We start from the raw sequence: 16679 nt of genomic DNA on the forward strand, positions 1-16679 counted from the left end.
CCCCTCTAATATGAACCACCTAACAACTCTAGGAATACCACCCAACGCCTGGGCAGTCAATGAAGCGATCGCAGATATCACTCGTCCGCCTCTAGACACAAAAATTATTACCCTACTAACTCAAACCAAAACTCTACGCCTCGACTTGGCAAAGTCTGCCATTCTAGTTATAGATATGCAAAATGATTTCTGTCATCCCGATGGCTGGCTGGCACATATTGGCGTGGATGTGACTCCCGCCCGCAGCCCGATTTCACCGCTAAAATCTTTACTGCCAGTTTTGCGGCAAATTGATGTCCCTGTCCTCTGGATCAACTGGGGCAATCGTGTCGATTTAGTTAATATTAGTGCTGGTTCGCGCCACGTTTACAACCCCACAGGTACGGGAGTCGGGTTAGGCGACCCTCTCCCTACCAACGGTGCTAAGGTACTAACGGCTGGAAGTTGGGCGGCGGCGGTAGTAGATGAGTTAGAACAACTTCCCCAAGATATCCGCGTCGATAAGTACCGCATGAGTGGTTTTTGGGATACTCCCTTAGATAGTATTTTGCGTAATTTGGGCAGAACGACGCTATTTTTTGCAGGCGTAAATGTCGATCAATGCGTCATGGCAACATTACAAGATGCTAATTTTTTAGGCTACGACTGCGTGTTAGTCGAAGACTGTACCGCTACCACATCCCCAGAATATTGCTGGCTGGCAACTTTATACAACGTTAAGCAATGCTTTGGTTTTGTCACCGATTCCCAAGCTATCGTGGAAGCAATTAAAGATACAGTGACTAGTGACCAGTGACCAGTTATCAGTTACGTCTCGCCTCTTGCCTATTACCAACTACTAATTACCACGTATGAATACAAATCGTTGTGTAATTCCCGTTATTAAGTCTCCCCAAGACTACCAAGCCTTTCGGATTAGCCCTCAAGATACCAACAGATTGGCGCTTGTCTTTGACACGGCAACTGCTAACAAGTCACTGACGATGTGTGTAGAAATTTTTGATGTGGATGGCAAGACTCCTCCTAATCGACACCGACGGGCAGTAGAAATGTTTTTTATCCTCAAAGGCGAAGGACGAGCAATGTGTGATGGGAAAACGGTTTCTATCCAAGCCGGAGATAGCATTTTAGTCCCTGCTACGGGAACTCATATCATAGAAAATACTGGTTCGACTCGGTTGTATGCCCTGTGTATCATGGTTCCAAACGAAGACTTTGCCGAACTAATCCGTAGCGGTACGCCTGTAGAGCTGGATGAGGAGGATATTTCCGTGTTGCGTCGCTTACCTGCACCAGTTTTATGTTAGCAGTGCGCCCGAAAAAAACTGTTTCGATGCTGACGCGCAATCGCGTGCGGTTGGATGCAGATGTCTACTATCCTGATGCTGAAGGTGAATTTCCCGTATTATTAATGCGTCAACCCTATGGTAGGGCGATCGCGTCTACTGTAGTCTATGCCCATCCAACTTGGTATGCTGCCCGTGGATATATTGTCGTAATCCAAGACGTGCGAGGGCGAGGCACATCAGAGGGAGAATTTAAGTTATTTGTCCATGAAATTGAAGATGGTGAAGATACGGTAAATTGGGCAGCAAATTTACCTGGTAGTAATGGCAAAGTTGGGATGTATGGCTTTTCTTATCAGGGAATGACGCAGTTGTATGCTGCTGCTGCCAAGCCTCCTGCTTTAAAAACAATTTGCCCGGCGATGGTTGCCTATAACCTTTACAGCGACTGGGTATACGAGGGTGGGGCTTTTTGCTTGCAAACGAATTTGGGCTGGGCAATTCAACTCGCTGCCGAATCCGCCAGGATACAGGGTGATGTTGCGGCACATTACACTCTCTACGCTGCGGCTCAAGATATATCTGTCTACGATCGCGTTCCTAGCTTAAACGAGTGCCTGCGTAAATTCGCGCCTAATGCCTTTTATCACGAGTGGTTGGAACATTCTCAAGATGATGACTACTGGCAGGAAATTTCGCCTCAGTGCTACTTGCAACATGTCGATCTACCGATGTTTCATATTGGCGGCTGGTTTGATACTTACCTGCGCGGGACGCTGCGTTTGTACAAAGATATGGCAGAACGGAGTCAATATCGTCAGCAATTGCTCGTGGGACCTTGGGCGCATTTACCTTGGTCGCGCAAAGTCGGTGCAGTTGATTACGGGCTGGAAGCTGTCAGTCCCGTAGATGAGATGCAAGTTCGTTGGTTCGATCTGTTTTTAAAGGGTTTGGATACAGGCTTAGAAGCAGAGTCACCAATTCGTTGGTTTGAGATGGGAGCTAATATGTGGCACACTTTACCCATAATAAGCAAATCAAACCAGAAATCGTATTTTTTGTCAAGCACTGGATTGGCAAGTATTCGGGAAGACTCAGGGATGCTAAGCGAATCTTGTCCCGAATCCTATGCTTCAGATGTCTTCGTTCACGACCCTTGGCGACCCGTGCCAGCGTTGGGAGGTCATGCAGTCGTACCCGCAGGATCGTTTGAGCGATCGCAAATTGACTGTCGTACCGACGTTTTGACTTATACTACTGCACCCTTAGTGACAGATTTGCATTTGGCGGGGGAAGTGATGGCAGAGATTTGGTGCAGTGCCGATACACCCAGTCATGACTTGTGTGCGGTGGTTTCTGAGGTACACCCGAATGGGAGTGTCTATAACCTGACTCAGGGTTACATTCACGTTCCGTCAGGGCAAGATCGACCTTTAAAAATGTCTCTGCAAGCGACATGTGTGTGTATTAGAAAGGGGAATGCTTTGCGGTTGAGTTTGAGTGCGGCTTGTTTTCCGGCTTATCCGATGAATCCTGGTACGGGTTCGCCTTTGGGTAGCACGCGGTTGATGGATGCTCAAGTTGTGACTTTGAGGGTTGAGTGTGGTGGCGATCGCGCTTCTAGGTTGTTGTTGCCAGTTGTGGATCTTGGTTGAAATGTCACGCAAAGACGCAAAGACGCAAAGTAAGGGCGCAAAAGGTATTTTGGTTGTGATGCAAGGTTGTTAAAACCAAAGTCGTGTTTTTTGCATTTCTATTGTTACTTCTGGTTCAATATCCGTACTCCCAAGGTAGCGGGTTGGGGGAGAGATGGGGCGATTTTTTGCATTGGTTGATAGCCATGATGCTGCTACTAAACAGATGTGGACAATTGAGTAAGTAATGATGAGTTCCATGTTTCGTTTAGTCAGAGTGGTAGTAGCGTTGCTCGATCCAAATTCGCATTTCTGCCTCGGAACTGAGACTAGTAGATTTACGGGTTTTTGGATCGAATGCTTGCCAGTAAGCGTTACCATTACGGTCTTTTTTGCGCCAAACTTGTAATTCATGACTGCGAGTTAAAGCCTGAATTAATTTTTCAATAATTGCCTTGAAACTCTCAATGAGCAATAAAGATATTTTTGTTTTTTGCGTAGGTAAAACTGAAGTTTTCATCATAATAAACCTGGCGATCGTATTTATTTGCAGCAAAATTCACGGGCAATTTTCTATATTTTTGCCTTTTGACTTTTGCCTTTCGACTTGCTTACATATAGTTTTATCCACACCCGTTAAATCTGATAAGGTACGGATTCAGATATTTTTAATAGAACAGTTGACTCGATCTAAAACTGTTCTAGGTAAATAAAGTCAAAGTGTACCATCACAGATTCAGATGAATCATTTATCATATTCAAACAGGCTGAATTCTCATCTTTAAAAAGGATTGCATTGTGAGAATTCCTATTGAAAGACACTCATCTACGGCTGTTTATCTCCAGATCTGCGATCGCATCCGTCATTTGATTGAAACTGGTGCATTGCGATCGGGGGATAAACTTCCTTCCATTCGCACCTTGTCTGCTAGTACGCGGGTAAATAAGCTTACCGTCATCGAGGCTTACAATGTCTTGGCAGCAGAAGGACTGGTAGAAGCCCGTCAAGGATCTGGCTACTTTGTCTGTCCGGCAAAAATCGATCGCGTCGAGTCAAAGCACCAATTTGCGCCACCCCAAGACACGATTGTTCTAGAACAACCCCCCCTACCACCACGAATTGAAGAATTCCAGGGCGGTTCGTCTTTCAATCTCTACATGAAATCGGTGCAAGCCCGTCAGCAACCAGGGACGATCGATCTTAGTAGCGGTTTTTCTTTAGCTTCTGGATTGGACGATTTACCGCGTGTTGCCCGACGCGCCGTGAAGCAAATATCGGGTAGTTTATTTAACTACGACTTACCTCAAGGACAGTTCGTACTACGGCAACAAATTGCGCGGCTATTGGTACAGCAGCACGGTTTAAATGTTACGGCAGACAATTTAATTATTACTAACGGTTCCAAACAAGGAATATTGTTAGCCGTACATCACTATGTCAAACCTGGTGATTGGGTGTTGGTTGAAAGCCCCACCTGGTACGGTATGCTATCCCTGCTGTACAACATGGGTGCAAGGGTCATTGGTATACCAATGACACCCGAAGGTATAAATTTGGAGTTGTTGGAAAAAAATCTTTATACTTACCGTCCCAAGCTGATATTTACCGTTAGCACTTTACACAATCCTACAGGTCTTACCACTTCCTTAGATCATCGCCGTCAATTGTTGGCATTAGCCGAAAAATATGATTGTGTCGTACTAGAAGATAATGCTTATGAAGGACTGAATTTTGAACCCGTGCCAGTGCCAATTAAAGCATTAGATACAAGCGATCGCGTCATCTACGCTGGTACGTTTTCTAAAACCATCATGCCAGGTATCCGCGTCGGCTATCTCGTTGTCACTGGAGAAGATTATCAGCCTTTGGTAGAGCGTAAATTGCACTACGATATCCACGTATCTACAGTTTCCCAAGCTATTGTCAGCGAGTATTTAGCATCTGGACATTATCGCCACCATTTAGCACATTTGCAAGCCGTCCATCTGCAAAGTCGCAATGCCATGCTAAATGCCATGCAGCGTCACTATCCTCCTGCTACTTATTGGACGATTCCCAAAGGTGGAACCTTCTTGTGGGTGCAAATGCCTGCCCACTTACCACTAGCAGAAATTTGTCAAAAAGCGTTAGCTAGAGGTATATTCGTTGCCGAAGGAACGCCATTTTTCCCAGGCGGACAGCAAAGCTATCCTGCTTTGCGTTTGAATTTTACCCTTTTACCAGAACAAATCGAGCAAGGGATCGCCATTTTAGGAGAAATCTTGCAGAAGTACGTTTAGTCAAAATCAAATGTAGAATGGGCAATCCCCACCTTACTAAAAATCGTCAGCAAGACAAATAAAACGTACTATCAAGCTGTTGTAGAATTAGAATGAGATTATTAGCTCAATGTTAGAATCTACTTCACCTAATTTCTCAGACGAATTATCAAATATTCAGAATATTCAAATTATTACTTACCAGTCTCAGTATCAAGCAGCAATTATCAAGCTCATTTTAAACATTCAACAACAAGAGTTTGGCTTGCCAATTACTCTTAAAGATCAACGCGACTTACTAGACATTCCAAACTTCTACCAACAAGGTAACGGTAACTTTTGGATTGCCTTATACCGAGAAAAAGTTATTGGTACGATCGCAGCTATTGATATGGGCGATCGTCAATTAGCTTTAAGAAAAATGTTTGTCGATCCTAACTATCGCGGCAAGCACATCGGGGTTGGTCAAAATTTATTGCATACGTTGCTAAATTGGGCGCAAAATAAAAATATCTGCGATATTTATTTAGGAACAGTTGATGTTTTTCAAGCTGCTCATCGTTTCTATGAGAAAAATGGTTTTACAGCAATTAGTAGAAAGCAATTACCCGTAACTTTCCCTACAATGGCAGGCGATACAACCTTTTATCAATTGAAGCTAAAGTAATAATTTTTTTTCAGAATCTTCTTTGTGCTTTTCTTCGCGTCTTTGCGCCTCCGCGTGACATTATTTTGCTATAAGTTTATTGAAGCGATCGCGAGTAGAATTGGATGACAAATCTCAGCGTTAATTTGAATAAGGTTGCTTTGTTGAGAAATACTCGAAATCTTGGCATACCAAGTGTTGTAAACGCAGCACAAATTTGCATTGATGCAGGCGCAAGTGGAATTACCGTTCATCCTCGTCCCGACGAACGACATATCAAACCTTCAGATGTTTATGAGTTAGCAGAGATGTTATCAGTTGAGTTCAACATTGAAGGGAATCCTTTTCAACCTCCATTTATGGAGATAGTTCGTCAAGTAAACCCAACTCAATGCACTCTGGTTCCAGATGCACCAAATACATTCACTTCAGATTGCGGTTGGGATTTGGTGCGAGATGGGGAAAAGCTGATACCAATTATCAACGAATTAAAATCTTTAGGAATTCGCGTCAGTTTGTTTATGGATACCGATCCAAATCAAATTCAAATTGCTAAAAAGATTGGTAGCGATCGCATTGAATTATATACAGAACCTTATGCTACAGCATTTCGTCATGGTAATGTAGAATCAGTTTTTCAACAATATGCTGCTGCCGCTAGACAAGCTCAGGCGATCGGTTTAGGTGTCAATGCCGGACACGATTTGAACCTACAAAACTTGGCAAAATTCTGCTCAATTCCCAATATACTTGAAGTCTCAATCGGTCATGCTCTGATAGCAGATGCATTGGACATGGGACTATCAACAGCAGTAAAAGAATATCTGAAAGTGCTGCCAGAGTCAAAAATTTGAAAAAGTCAGACATCGGTTTTACCGATGTCTGACTTTTTGTCGTTGAACAAATCTATCTTTCGATCTATTAAACTTGGTCACGCTTTCTGCAAAAATAGCTTGATTTTCCAAAAATCTAGCTCGATTTGCCTCTCTCATAGCTAACAAGTGGCATTTTTCTTCTGCCAGTTCTGATACAGTTATTCTCCTGCTGGGGAAGTTACTAACAGTTTCCTTGGCAAATACTTCTGATTCAATTTCTAATTCACTCAAATCACTATCATTTATTTTCTCAATTCCCAACGCTTGCTGTACGATCGCTAAATTCTTCTGAATGACTTCTCCAATTGCTTTAATTTTTGTTAAGTCTATCTCTTCTGGCATAGCGCACCCCATAACTTGACCAGATTTTGTCCGTTCAACTTGTTAATACTCTTTGCTAAAACTACTAAACCATAAACCTAATACTATTGTTTGTTCGCTGACAGACAAGTTAATCTATCTAGCCACAGAGATTTACATACAGCTTTAGAGCGAATTCTAATCGTTACCAAAGCTTTTTTTCACTGTGTTAAATAATACTTCGTTTAAATTCTTACAGGCGCACCAGGAGCGAGGAGCCAGGCTAATCAGATCTAGATTGCGAATAAAATTGACCAACAAATGCTAAGTATGCTGCCAAAGCATAGATTGCCCAGCGTAAGCCCTAGCTCTCGTTCGAGGCAGGTTGGTTGATATTAGTACCAATTACCATCTAATTTTTCACAATTGCGGCACAGAATCAGTCTCTTGCGATACCGCTATTTGTTAAACGCACAAGATATCGTGCTAGTCTATACAGAAGCTCGTTGTGGGTTTTAATGTTACTTCAACTGTAGACAAGTGGCTAAGGATTCAAAGCAGTGGATCACCTTCAAAGTTTCGGAGCTAGAAATGCAAGCGCTCGAAACATATTGTCATCAAACTCAGAGAACAAAAACTGACTTGCTGCGGGCAATGATCCGCAAGCTACCTACATATTCTGAGGACAGTCAAACCGAGTGATTTATGGCGACGCGCCTATTTCACTCCCTAAGCGGCGTGCCAATGAGTTTTGGCTAGCCTGTCATACTTCACCATTAATTCCGCTAGCTGAGTAATTTCCGCACAATCAGCATCCTCGGTGACATCGTTATACAAACAGTAGTAACATTCATCGCCATAGGCTATTTGCATCGTCCAGTCACCCCTGCTGACACTATAGATAACCGCACCAGTTTCTTCATCGTAATCGTCATATAGAAAACCATTGTTAGCCAAAAACTGCTCTAACGCGGCTATTTGAATTGGTGTCATGTTGCTGCTGCGCTCCAATTCCGAGTTTATACTCAAGAACTTATAACTATTAACCTACAGGCGAATTCCAAAGACGGCAATTCTCGATCTAGTTAGAGACACACACCCCATAATCAGTCCCTCACATCACTAGCCATGTTCAGAAGAATTATTCTGCTAGCTGTCTAGCGACATAGTTTTATTCTTTTAGATAAATTTGAACTATATGTTAAACCACTACTAAGAACAAGATACATTAAGATACGCTATAAGTGTTCCCGATTTCGAGCAGTAACGAACATTGTTTACAAGTTCTTTAAATAACAGCGATTAATTGACCATGTTTATGAATTTTAGATTAAATCTTGCGCTCGGTTGTTCGTTTTTGGTAAGAGGCGAGAGGCAAGGGACAGTAGAAAAATAGCCAGTCTTAGGGGCGATCGCTAGCAACTTGCAAATCACAGCCCGTCCTCTAGCGATCGCGATCGAGATTGCTATCACGAGATTGCTATCAATAGTTAATAAAATATCGTGCGGGTTCGGTGACGCGGACGTGCTTTGTATTCAGGTTGCTGTCCGCGATTCCAAAGGAAATAGTCTAATTTTAAGGCAGAAACTTTATGCCCTAAGCGGCGCAACTGTGCGACTATCAACTCCGCAGCGTGAATAGTACAGGCACGGATCTCAATTTCTTCCTCAGTTCCCGCACCAATTAATTCTTCGGCATCGATTTTTGCAGCCAAACTTTGCTCGTATTGTAAAACATTATCGACACGCAAAACGTGAGGAATGAGATTGTCAGCAAAAATTGTCAATCGTGGTAAGTCGTTGAAAAAACCAAAACTTTGATTTCCTAGTGCAATGGATAAATCGGCAGCAGTTAGTTGAGCGCGTTTATAAAATGGAACTTCTACATTGCTATATGTTTGTATATCTTGAAAATGAGGCATTTTTGCCAACAATTCTACTAAACGCTCGGCTGATGAGTCAGCAGCATTGACTAATCCGACAAAATCTCCTTCATAGCGATCGAGTAGATGTCGTCCTAATTCATTCCAAGCTGAGGCAAATAACCCCATCAACTCTCGAATTGGTGGTTTAATGAGATTTTGCTCGAAAATATTCGCACAATCTTCCGGCGTTAGGCGACAAAGTTCTCGCGCTCTAAAAGCTCCACGAGTTTCAAACCGCTCTTTCAAACAGGTGGCAATGGTAAAGTATCCCGAAAGACGAGGACGTTTTTGTAGGTGGGGAAAGTAGCCAGAACCAAAGTTGATCGCATTGAGCGTGAGAATATAAGCGACTATTTCTCGCGGATCGCCAAGATAATGATAGCGGGGATCGAGTTTGGGCGAACTAGCCTGTTCTATGGGCAAAGAAGCAACATAGGCTGGAATACTTGACTCGTCAATGCGGACGTAATTTGCCCTAACAGCAACTTCTTGCGCGGCTGCACGGACTCGATCTAGTATACCTAAACTCATCTCCACTCCCCTAACTTCATAGCATCGGCATCTTACACCAATTAATTACAAGATGCACGGACGGCATTCCTCAAGTAAATCCCACAAGTTGTGGCGGAAATTCAAATTTGCCATTTGCGCCTCGTGCAAACTCGATTACCTTAATTACAGCATCTATGTTGAGCGAACCGTAAATATGAGGATATTGCTCCTCGGGTTCCGATTCTTCATATTTAATCTCAACTAGCACGCGCCGAGAATCGATCCAAAGCACGATTAATTCTTGATGCTGAAAGAAAAACTTATTGGCTACTTTAACAATTTGTGCTGGCGTAGAGCAGTGAATAAACCCTTCAGTATCGAGCGTGTCACCTCGATAGATTCCTTCTCTACGTGCTTGTTCCCATTGCGATCGCTGCGTGATGTGCAAGATAAGTTGTGGAGCAGTCGTATCTGCCTGAACTGACATGAACCTGAGCTGACATTAAATTTACTATCGGCAATATTAATCCCTACTATTTATGATAGTGTTACGCTGAGTCATATTTGGCATTTTTTTATTTTTTAGTAATGTTTTATAGTGATTTTTAATAGAAGATGAGATTTGTTTAAACTGAGCGGGGCGCGGTGTGTGAAAAGAAGTCACTGATTATTGATAAACTGATAACTGATAACTAATTTTTAGTACAAAACAAGAGTTAGTTGCTTGCGATAGCTCTTAGTTAAGGGATGGTCGTCTCCTAGTAAGCCAAAAATCGCGATCATCGCTTTGCGAGCGGCATCATTTTGATACTTGCGATCGCGCTCTACCATTGCTAATAAAATAGATAGTGCTGATTCGTAATCCCCCTTAAGAGTCAATTGAGCTGCTTGCAAATATTGTTGGTCTAAATCTGTTTCTGGTCCCAACTGTGCTGCTTGATGCTGCCATTGCATCAACTCTCGCAGCGTTCGTACTTTAGCATCGTATTCTCGACTACCAGAAGGGACTGCTGCCAGCAATTTTTCTGCCGATTCCAAACTACCAATTCCAATTAAAAACTCTGCGGCAGCGATCGCTAATTTGGGATTTTGAGGATAGAGTTCGATCAGTTCGCGGAAGCGTTGCTTGGCTATTTCAATATTACCAGCAGCGCGATCGAGTTGGATTGCTTCTATTTCGGTATCTAAAGTAGATTTTAAGCCGTATTGAGCTAGTAATTCCCGAATTTGTGCCTCTGGTAGCACGCCGACAAATCCTGGCTGCATTTGTCCTTGGCTAAAAATTTTGACATCGGGAACCCCTTCCACGCGATACGCCTGCGCTAGTTCCGGGTTTTTGTCGATATCGACTTTAGCCAGGGTAAAGTTATATTCTTCTACAAGTTTTTCGAGAATTGGTTTGAGAACCTGACAAGGACCGCACCATTGAGCAAAAAAATCGACTAAAACGAGTTGTTGTTGCGATCGCTCGATAACCTCAGTGGCAAAATTATTTTGATTTGCTTCAATCGATCGTCCCATACGGTTGTCAGTTATCAGTTATCAGTTATCAGTGTACAGACGTTATATGTAACGTCTGTACAAAGTTGTCAGAGAGTAGTTAACTGTCAACCGTTAACCGTTAACCAACAACTATCCATTACCAATTTAATCGCGACTAACTAACTTTTCTGTACCAGAGACAAAACTTTTCGCCCCTGGTTGCGCTTCTGGTTTACGAGTATACCACCATGCCCAAGCAATTAAAACTGCTTGTAACGGCAGCCTCACCCAATACATAATCGGGCTATGTGGAATGCCTTCAATGACAATATCGCTGTGAGTTGCTAAATAAATGTTGGCGGGAAAGACAGCAATAAATAAAATAATCAGCCCCCAAGCCGCAGCAACGCTAATAAAGGGAATTAACAAACCAATGCCACCCAAAATTTCAAAAAAACCGCTGATATAAACTAGTTCGACGGGATTGGGCAGTTGAGGCGGAACAATCTTAGCGTATTCTAATGGTTTGAGAAAATGAGTCATTCCTACAATAATAATTGCTACAGCCAGAATGCCTCGAAAAATTTCTTTGCGTCGATTGGGCTGACTGGTACTTGAGTTCATAGAAAAGTCAAAAGTCAAAAGTTAAAAGTCAAAATTGTGACGAGCGGTTCTCTTCTGCCAGTTCTAATGATGATATGAGTGGAAATGCTTCTATCTAAAGACGTAATTTCTAAGTCTTCCTACACCTTACACCCCACACCTCACACCCTTATTGCCAATAGGAAGTAACACGCTGTTGCCATTGTTGCCAATAAGATGCGATTGCTTCTGGTTCAAACCAAAAGATTTCTGCTGGCGCTTGAGGAATTGCGATCGCAATTAAGGCGCGATTCAACTGAATTCCATAGTCGCGATAATAGTGATTGACTGCACCTAAATAAGCTACTAATTGCAAAGGATAATCAAATAGCCGTTCGAGGGTTCTTTTTGGTCGATCTGCTGTTTTCCATTCACAGACACAAGGTACACCTCGATAACTGGCAACGCAGTCTACAATTCCAGCATATTTCAAATCTGAGTGAAAAACTGCCCCTTCAATTAATCTGACGACATCAATTTCTTCCAAGACTGGTGCGATACTCTCCCAGTAAGGACGGCTGGCTTCAGAACAAGATATATCTTCACCCTGCAAGTAACGCTGAATGTATTTGTGCGTTTGCGTACCGCGACGGCTGGCGGTGGAGGAGATTTGATTTGCAGTTTCTACACCAACACGCTGTTTCCAGTTGAATAGTCTATCTCGATCTGCTTGAGGTTTTGTAGCGTTGAGGATGGTAGAGACGCTAGGAAGGCGATCGCCATTTGTACTTAAGTAATATTGCTTGCCATTCTCGCGCACGGATTTGGCATGAATGCTAGGTAACAGCTGAATCTCAGATGGCATGAGTTAGATTATTTGCAGATCGATGCTGTTTCATTTTAATCGCCTTAATCGCTTTTCAATTATCTCTGTGCTTGCTTTGCACCTGTAGGCAGAAATACGGCTGAATCGTAGTAGGTGCGGAAGGCTTGTACTAATCCATTGTCAATTTCAATAATGCTGACACCTCGATAATATACGTCTTCACCATTGGATAAAGTCCCTTGCGATCGCCACTCCATAACCGCAGTGTTGCTATCTGCGGTGACATGGGTGAAATCAGAGTGGATGCGATCGAACACTGAGAGATACTTTTGCCAAAATCGCCGCACGCCATCCTTTCCCTTGAGTGGTTCTACCATTGCTAGGTTAGTCGCTTCTGCATCCTCGGCAAACATTTCAACTAATGGTTCTACATCGCCACTAGCTTCGATTTGCTGTAGCGTCTGCATGAAGCGATCGGCAATTTCACTCGTCATTTCGCTGAACTCCTATAACTTCCGTTCTAAAATTATTAATTTTTGTCAAGGTAGCTACCTCTATCTGTAGAGACATCAGGAAGTCAAAAGCCAAAAATCAAAAGTCAAAAGTCAAAAGTCAAAAGTCAAAACGACAAATTCTTCCCTTTTTAGGGATGATTAGGGGGAATCGAGATCTCGATGCTTCAATTGCGTAACTCTCGAGCGCAAAAAAACCTAGCTACTGCGTGAAGCTAGGCAAGTTGATTCTGTGATTTTATAGACAGAAAAAAGTGCAATAAGGGAGTAAGAAGAAATTTTCTTACTCCCTTATTGCTTATCCCTCTAAATTAACTTTGACCACTTTATTTTTTTCTGCCGTAGTCTTAGGGAGAGTCAGATTCAAAATTCCATCTTTATATTCTGCGGTAACGTTGGTGTTTTGAATCCGTGCTGGCAAAGGAATGGCACGCTGAAACTTACCGTAGTAAAATTCGCTGCGAGTCTTGCCGTTTTCTTCCTGCTTAGTTTCAGACTTGCGATCGCCACTAACGTAAACAGCAGCTTCTGTAACTTGCACGTCTAAATCTTTCGCTTCCATTCCAGGTACTTCTAGTTTGAGGTAGACGGCATCTTCAGTTTCAGAAATTTCTGCGGCTGGTATTTTAGCGATGTTACCATTCACGACAGAATTAGATGCAAATGAATCTTCAAATAAGCGATCGATATGACGTTGCAGAGTATTCATTTCTTGCCAAGGATTCCAGCGAACTAATACCATAACTACACCTTAATTGATTGCTTTAAGTTTGTTTTCCGTGTTCTTGCTTCTTATCTTACTGGTGTAGAAAGTTCGAGGAAATTCGGTTTTTATGAATGCTGAAATGATGATTACCGAACTGAAAATATCAGTTGAAAGGTAGGTAAAAGTTTGTACGGATATCTGCAATATTAGGAGTGCGGGAAACCTAACCTAGTTCGACGCTTCGACTATCCCAGTTTCTGTTTTTCAATTATTTTTGGATTTCAAAACAACAACACCCAAGCATCTACTTGCTTAGCGATTTCCTCATGTTTGTAATCCTATCTGGGGTTGCACCGATCGCAATTCCTGTTCAGAGAAAGGTTAGATTGCCGGTTACATTGCCCTCTGTTTTCAACTAGGAGGAAATATCAGCGTTCGAGTTGGGTGTTGCTGTCGGTCGGTCGGACAGATAGTAAAACAGCTTCTTTTACCTCTTAACTCAGTTGATCTATCGGACTTTTGGCTGTTTATCTGCCACAGAAGCTATGGAAAGCTTCTATTTGTAAGATACTACTAACGACTAGAAAAACACATTTCCTGCAACTAATCTTTACTAATTCAGTTATCAGTTATCATTTATCAGCAAGTGAGGGTGAAACGATGCTCGCCAACTTTCATCTCAGTTCCCAGTACGGGTAGGACGAGATAAAAACCGCAACCATGCGCTCGGTACAATACGGCGCGATCGAGATCGATTCTACTCGCGTTTGTGCGTGCAGCGCGGCTCCACGGCTCATGCAATAATAACCAACTACCACACACTAGGCTGTTCAAACTGTTATTTCTGAGATTGTGGCAAAACGCAAACTCTTTTAAACTGCACTCTTATCGAGTATTTATTTGCGTTCTGGAAGCAATTCATGAGCAACGAGAGCGAGTACATTAGAGAAACTGAAGCCACGCGGGTAAGAATTCTCAGCGAAGCACTACCCTACATTCAAAAATTTGCCGGACGAATCGTTGTCGTCAAGTATGGCGGCGCAGCGATGAAAGAAAGCACCCTGAAAGATAAAGTGATTCGCGATATCGTGTTTTTAACTTCTGTGGGAGTGCGGCTTGTCGTAGTTCACGGCGGGGGTCCAGAAATTAATAGTTGGTTAGATAAACTCGGCATTGAACCGCAATTCAAGCACGGACTGCGGGTAACGGATGCGCCGACAATGGACGTGGTAGAAATGGTGTTAGTTGGCAGGGTGAACAAGGAATTAGTTTCTCTGATCAACCGTGCTGGTGGTTCTGCAATTGGGCTATGCGGTAAAGATGCTAATTTAATCAAAGCCCGTCCTGAAGGTCGCGAGGGGATTGGCTTTGTCGGAGAAGTAACGAGTATGGACGTGCGACTGTTGAATTCCCTACTCAAAGAAGGTTATATCCCGGTCGTCTCCAGCGTAGCAGCAGACGAAAACGGACAGGCATACAACATTAATGCCGATACTGTAGCGGGAGAACTCGCCGCAGCCCTGGGAGCAGAAAAATTGATTTTACTGACAGATACAGCCGGAATTCTCAAGGACTACAAAGATCCTTCAACGCTACTACCTAGATTGGATATTCAAGAGGCGCGAGATTTAATCGCTGCTGGTGTTGTCGGTGGCGGGATGATTCCCAAAGTTAAATGCTGCGTGCGATCGCTCGCCCAAGGAGTGCGTGCTGCTCACATTATCGACGGTCGCATTCCCCACGCCCTTTTACTAGAAGTATTCACTGACGTAGGGATTGGTTCGATGATCGTTGCTTCTGAATACACCTACTAGCCCCACATGTAACTTTCTCTTCTTCCCCCCTTTTTAAGGGGGGCTAGGGGGGATCTTTAAGTTTTCACACAGCGCGATCGCCAATAGCCTATCTGTAAGGATCGAGTCCATTTGGAATTGGGGGAGCGGGTATAACTTCTATAGTACGTACTCTTGGATACCCCACTTCATTTGGATAGCGATCGTGCGGATATCGGTCATACGAGCGATCGACATTGATAATCGTGATATTTTGGTCTCTGCTAGGAGCGGAATCGGGGTAGCGATCGAAGTAGCGATCGGCGGGTTTAGGAGTCATCCCCGTTGCTGGATTAACTGGAATAGGTGAGGGAATAGGACTACCGTAGATGTAGGGGCAGACTGTGGCTGGTTCCTGCGATAATAGTTGCCATCAGGATAGCTCCCACCACCATTGATAATAATTGTAGATTGTGCAGATGCGGGTGTTGCATTGACTAATAGTATTCCCAATGGTAAAAGCGCAGCAGTTGAGCAAGCCACTCTACCCCATCTAACCCAGCTTGTATATATATGTAAAATCTGTTTGCGTGGTATGTGTGGAACCTCGGTGATTTTTCTCATATCCAGAACCTAAAATTTTGAGTAACGCTTAATACCCAAGCGCGATCGGCAGTCTAAACACTCTGATGTTGCGTTGTTGTCTCTATGTTCCCGATATTTCAGCCCACTATCTAAAATTTTAGATAATTATGGCGATTAATGTTGCGTAAAATTGTTACTTAAGTCAGATGTCGTTAAGCTGCCCATGAGTGACACAATCGAGAAAGAGAGATTCATGCAATCAAACGTGAGTTCCCAATCCCAAGAAATTGTCAAGACTGAGTACAAAGCAGGGTTAGCAACTTTTGAGCGAGGACAATACCGCCAAGCCGTACAACACTTAGAAAAAGCTAGCGCCTTATCTAACCGTAACAGTCGCCAGGGTGGTGAAGTGCAGCTATGGTTGGTTAATGCTTACGAAGCTGCTGGACAAAGACAAGAAGCGATCGCGCTATGCGAACAGCTCAAACGTCATCCTCACTATGAAATTAACAAGCAAGGACGGCGGTTGCTGTATATTCTGCAAGCACCGCAATTGCAACGCCCCGCCGAATGGATGACTCAAATCCCCGATCTGGGGGCAATATCAGATAATGAGTCGCAAATCAAACTGAGCATTAAGAGCGATAATCGCAAGCGATCGCCACAGTCAGAACCAACCCGCGAAATCGAAGACCTGAGCAAAATCAACACGAAAGACAATCGCTTTATCGTCGTTGCTCTATTCGCGATCGCTCTAACCCTTGGTGCATTGATTTGGTGGGGACTATAGAATGCTG

The 16679-nt window shown here is 43.3% G+C and carries 22 protein-coding genes; 9 read left to right on the forward strand and 13 right to left on the reverse strand.

Going from position 1 to position 16679, the window contains the following annotated elements:
• The first annotated feature begins 10 nt into the window (after window positions 1-10).
• The 3 genes from M5J74_RS26420 to M5J74_RS26430 are packed head-to-tail and all read left to right on the forward strand — an operon-like array spanning window position 11 to window position 2941.
• Window positions 11-796 (forward strand): cysteine hydrolase family protein, encoded by a 786-nt coding sequence (locus M5J74_RS26420; protein ID WP_371934089.1) that lies wholly within the window; start codon window positions 11-13, stop codon window positions 794-796.
• Between the two features lie 55 nt (window positions 797-851).
• Window positions 852-1307 carry a cupin domain-containing protein gene (locus M5J74_RS26425; protein WP_015156864.1) on the forward strand — a complete coding sequence of 152 codons (456 nt, stop codon included), beginning with the start codon at window positions 852-854 and terminating at the stop codon, window positions 1305-1307.
• Window positions 1301-2941: a CocE/NonD family hydrolase gene (locus M5J74_RS26430; protein WP_250014188.1), complete on the forward strand. Its 1641-nt coding sequence runs from the start codon at window positions 1301-1303 to the stop codon at window positions 2939-2941. The genes M5J74_RS26425 and M5J74_RS26430 overlap by 7 nt, the downstream gene beginning before the upstream one ends.
• Window positions 2942-3188: 247 nt before the next feature.
• Here the strand turns inward: M5J74_RS26430 and M5J74_RS26435 are convergent, their stop codons facing one another.
• Entirely contained in the window at window positions 3189-3443 is a 255-nt protein-coding gene (locus M5J74_RS26435; protein WP_015156867.1) for a hypothetical protein, read from the reverse strand.
• Window positions 3444-3718: 275 nt separating this feature from the next.
• Between M5J74_RS26435 and M5J74_RS26440 the strand changes: the two genes are divergently transcribed.
• The 3 genes from M5J74_RS26440 (at window position 3719) to M5J74_RS26450 (ending at window position 6679) form a co-directional block, all read left to right on the forward strand.
• On the forward strand, window positions 3719-5200 hold the full coding sequence (locus M5J74_RS26440; RefSeq protein ID WP_250014189.1) for a PLP-dependent aminotransferase family protein: 1482 nt from the start codon (window positions 3719-3721) through the stop codon (window positions 5198-5200).
• 109 nt (window positions 5201-5309) lie between these two features.
• Window positions 5310-5846 (forward strand): GNAT family N-acetyltransferase, encoded by a 537-nt coding sequence (locus M5J74_RS26445; RefSeq protein ID WP_250014190.1) that lies wholly within the window; start codon window positions 5310-5312, stop codon window positions 5844-5846.
• A gap of 104 nt (window positions 5847-5950) precedes the next feature.
• Window positions 5951-6679: a pyridoxine 5'-phosphate synthase gene (locus M5J74_RS26450; protein WP_250014192.1), complete on the forward strand. Its 729-nt coding sequence runs from the start codon at window positions 5951-5953 to the stop codon at window positions 6677-6679.
• 18 nt (window positions 6680-6697) lie between these two features.
• On the opposite strand, the gene M5J74_RS26455 is transcribed toward M5J74_RS26450, so the two are convergent.
• Window positions 6698-7042: a hypothetical protein gene (locus M5J74_RS26455; RefSeq protein ID WP_250014194.1), complete on the reverse strand. Its 345-nt coding sequence runs from the start codon at window positions 7040-7042 to the stop codon at window positions 6698-6700.
• A gap of 498 nt (window positions 7043-7540) precedes the next feature.
• On the opposite strand from M5J74_RS26455, the gene M5J74_RS26460 reads away from it, so the two are divergent.
• Window positions 7541-7702: a molybdenum-pterin-binding domain-containing protein gene (locus M5J74_RS26460; protein WP_071925454.1), complete on the forward strand. Its 162-nt coding sequence runs from the start codon at window positions 7541-7543 to the stop codon at window positions 7700-7702.
• 27 nt (window positions 7703-7729) lie between these two features.
• Here M5J74_RS26460 and M5J74_RS26465 read toward each other — a convergent pair whose 3' ends face one another.
• The 9 genes from M5J74_RS26465 to M5J74_RS26505 all read right to left on the reverse strand — a co-directional run bounded on the left by M5J74_RS26465 (window position 7730) and on the right by M5J74_RS26505 (window position 14359).
• Window positions 7730-7993 (reverse strand): hypothetical protein, encoded by a 264-nt coding sequence (locus tag M5J74_RS26465; RefSeq protein WP_015156872.1) that lies wholly within the window; start codon window positions 7991-7993, stop codon window positions 7730-7732.
• A gap of 497 nt (window positions 7994-8490) precedes the next feature.
• Entirely contained in the window at window positions 8491-9456 is a 966-nt protein-coding gene (locus M5J74_RS26470; protein WP_106166371.1) for a queuosine salvage family protein, read from the reverse strand.
• A 70-nt stretch (window positions 9457-9526) separates the two neighbouring features.
• The gene (locus tag M5J74_RS26475) at window positions 9527-9904 is read right to left on the reverse strand and encodes a DUF952 domain-containing protein (protein WP_015156874.1); all 378 of its coding nucleotides are present in this window, start codon (window positions 9902-9904) and stop codon (window positions 9527-9529) included.
• 212 nt (window positions 9905-10116) lie between these two features.
• The gene (locus tag M5J74_RS26480) at window positions 10117-10938 is read right to left on the reverse strand and encodes a tetratricopeptide repeat protein (RefSeq protein ID WP_250014195.1); all 822 of its coding nucleotides are present in this window, start codon (window positions 10936-10938) and stop codon (window positions 10117-10119) included.
• A gap of 126 nt (window positions 10939-11064) precedes the next feature.
• Complete coding sequence (locus M5J74_RS26485; protein WP_015156876.1) at window positions 11065-11523, reverse strand: DoxX family protein; 459 nt, start codon at window positions 11521-11523, stop codon at window positions 11065-11067.
• 148 nt (window positions 11524-11671) lie between these two features.
• Window positions 11672-12346: a hypothetical protein gene (locus M5J74_RS26490; protein ID WP_015156877.1), complete on the reverse strand. Its 675-nt coding sequence runs from the start codon at window positions 12344-12346 to the stop codon at window positions 11672-11674.
• Window positions 12347-12405: 59 nt separating this feature from the next.
• Window positions 12406-12801 carry a nuclear transport factor 2 family protein gene (locus M5J74_RS26495; RefSeq protein ID WP_250014197.1) on the reverse strand — a complete coding sequence of 132 codons (396 nt, stop codon included), beginning with the start codon at window positions 12799-12801 and terminating at the stop codon, window positions 12406-12408.
• A 316-nt stretch (window positions 12802-13117) separates the two neighbouring features.
• Window positions 13118-13561: an Hsp20/alpha crystallin family protein gene (locus M5J74_RS26500; RefSeq protein ID WP_250014206.1), complete on the reverse strand. Its 444-nt coding sequence runs from the start codon at window positions 13559-13561 to the stop codon at window positions 13118-13120.
• Between the two features lie 603 nt (window positions 13562-14164).
• A complete protein-coding gene (locus tag M5J74_RS26505) occupies window positions 14165-14359 on the reverse strand; it encodes a hypothetical protein (RefSeq protein WP_250014208.1) in 195 nt (64 codons plus the stop codon).
• An 86-nt stretch (window positions 14360-14445) separates the two neighbouring features.
• On the opposite strand from M5J74_RS26505, the gene argB reads away from it, so the two are divergent.
• On the forward strand, window positions 14446-15339 hold the full coding sequence (gene argB, locus M5J74_RS26510) for an acetylglutamate kinase (protein ID WP_106166376.1): 894 nt from the start codon (window positions 14446-14448) through the stop codon (window positions 15337-15339).
• A gap of 88 nt (window positions 15340-15427) precedes the next feature.
• Here argB and M5J74_RS26515 read toward each other — a convergent pair whose 3' ends face one another.
• Both M5J74_RS26515 and M5J74_RS26520 read right to left on the reverse strand, forming a co-directional pair.
• Window positions 15428-15637 (reverse strand): hypothetical protein, encoded by a 210-nt coding sequence (locus tag M5J74_RS26515; protein WP_250014209.1) that lies wholly within the window; start codon window positions 15635-15637, stop codon window positions 15428-15430.
• Window positions 15634-15921, reverse strand: a complete 288-nt coding sequence (locus tag M5J74_RS26520) for a hypothetical protein (RefSeq protein ID WP_250014218.1) — start codon at window positions 15919-15921, stop codon at window positions 15634-15636. Before M5J74_RS26520 ends, M5J74_RS26515 begins: the two co-directional genes overlap by 4 nt.
• Window positions 15922-16135: 214 nt before the next feature.
• On the opposite strand from M5J74_RS26520, the gene M5J74_RS26525 reads away from it, so the two are divergent.
• Complete coding sequence (locus M5J74_RS26525) at window positions 16136-16672, forward strand: tetratricopeptide repeat protein (protein ID WP_250014219.1); 537 nt, start codon at window positions 16136-16138, stop codon at window positions 16670-16672.
• Window positions 16673-16679: the final 7 nt, after the last annotated feature.

The sequence above is a fragment of the Chroococcidiopsis sp. CCNUC1 genome, assembly GCF_023546805.1.
Lineage (GTDB): Bacteria > Cyanobacteriota > Cyanobacteriia > Cyanobacteriales > Chroococcidiopsidaceae > Chroococcidiopsis > Chroococcidiopsis thermalis.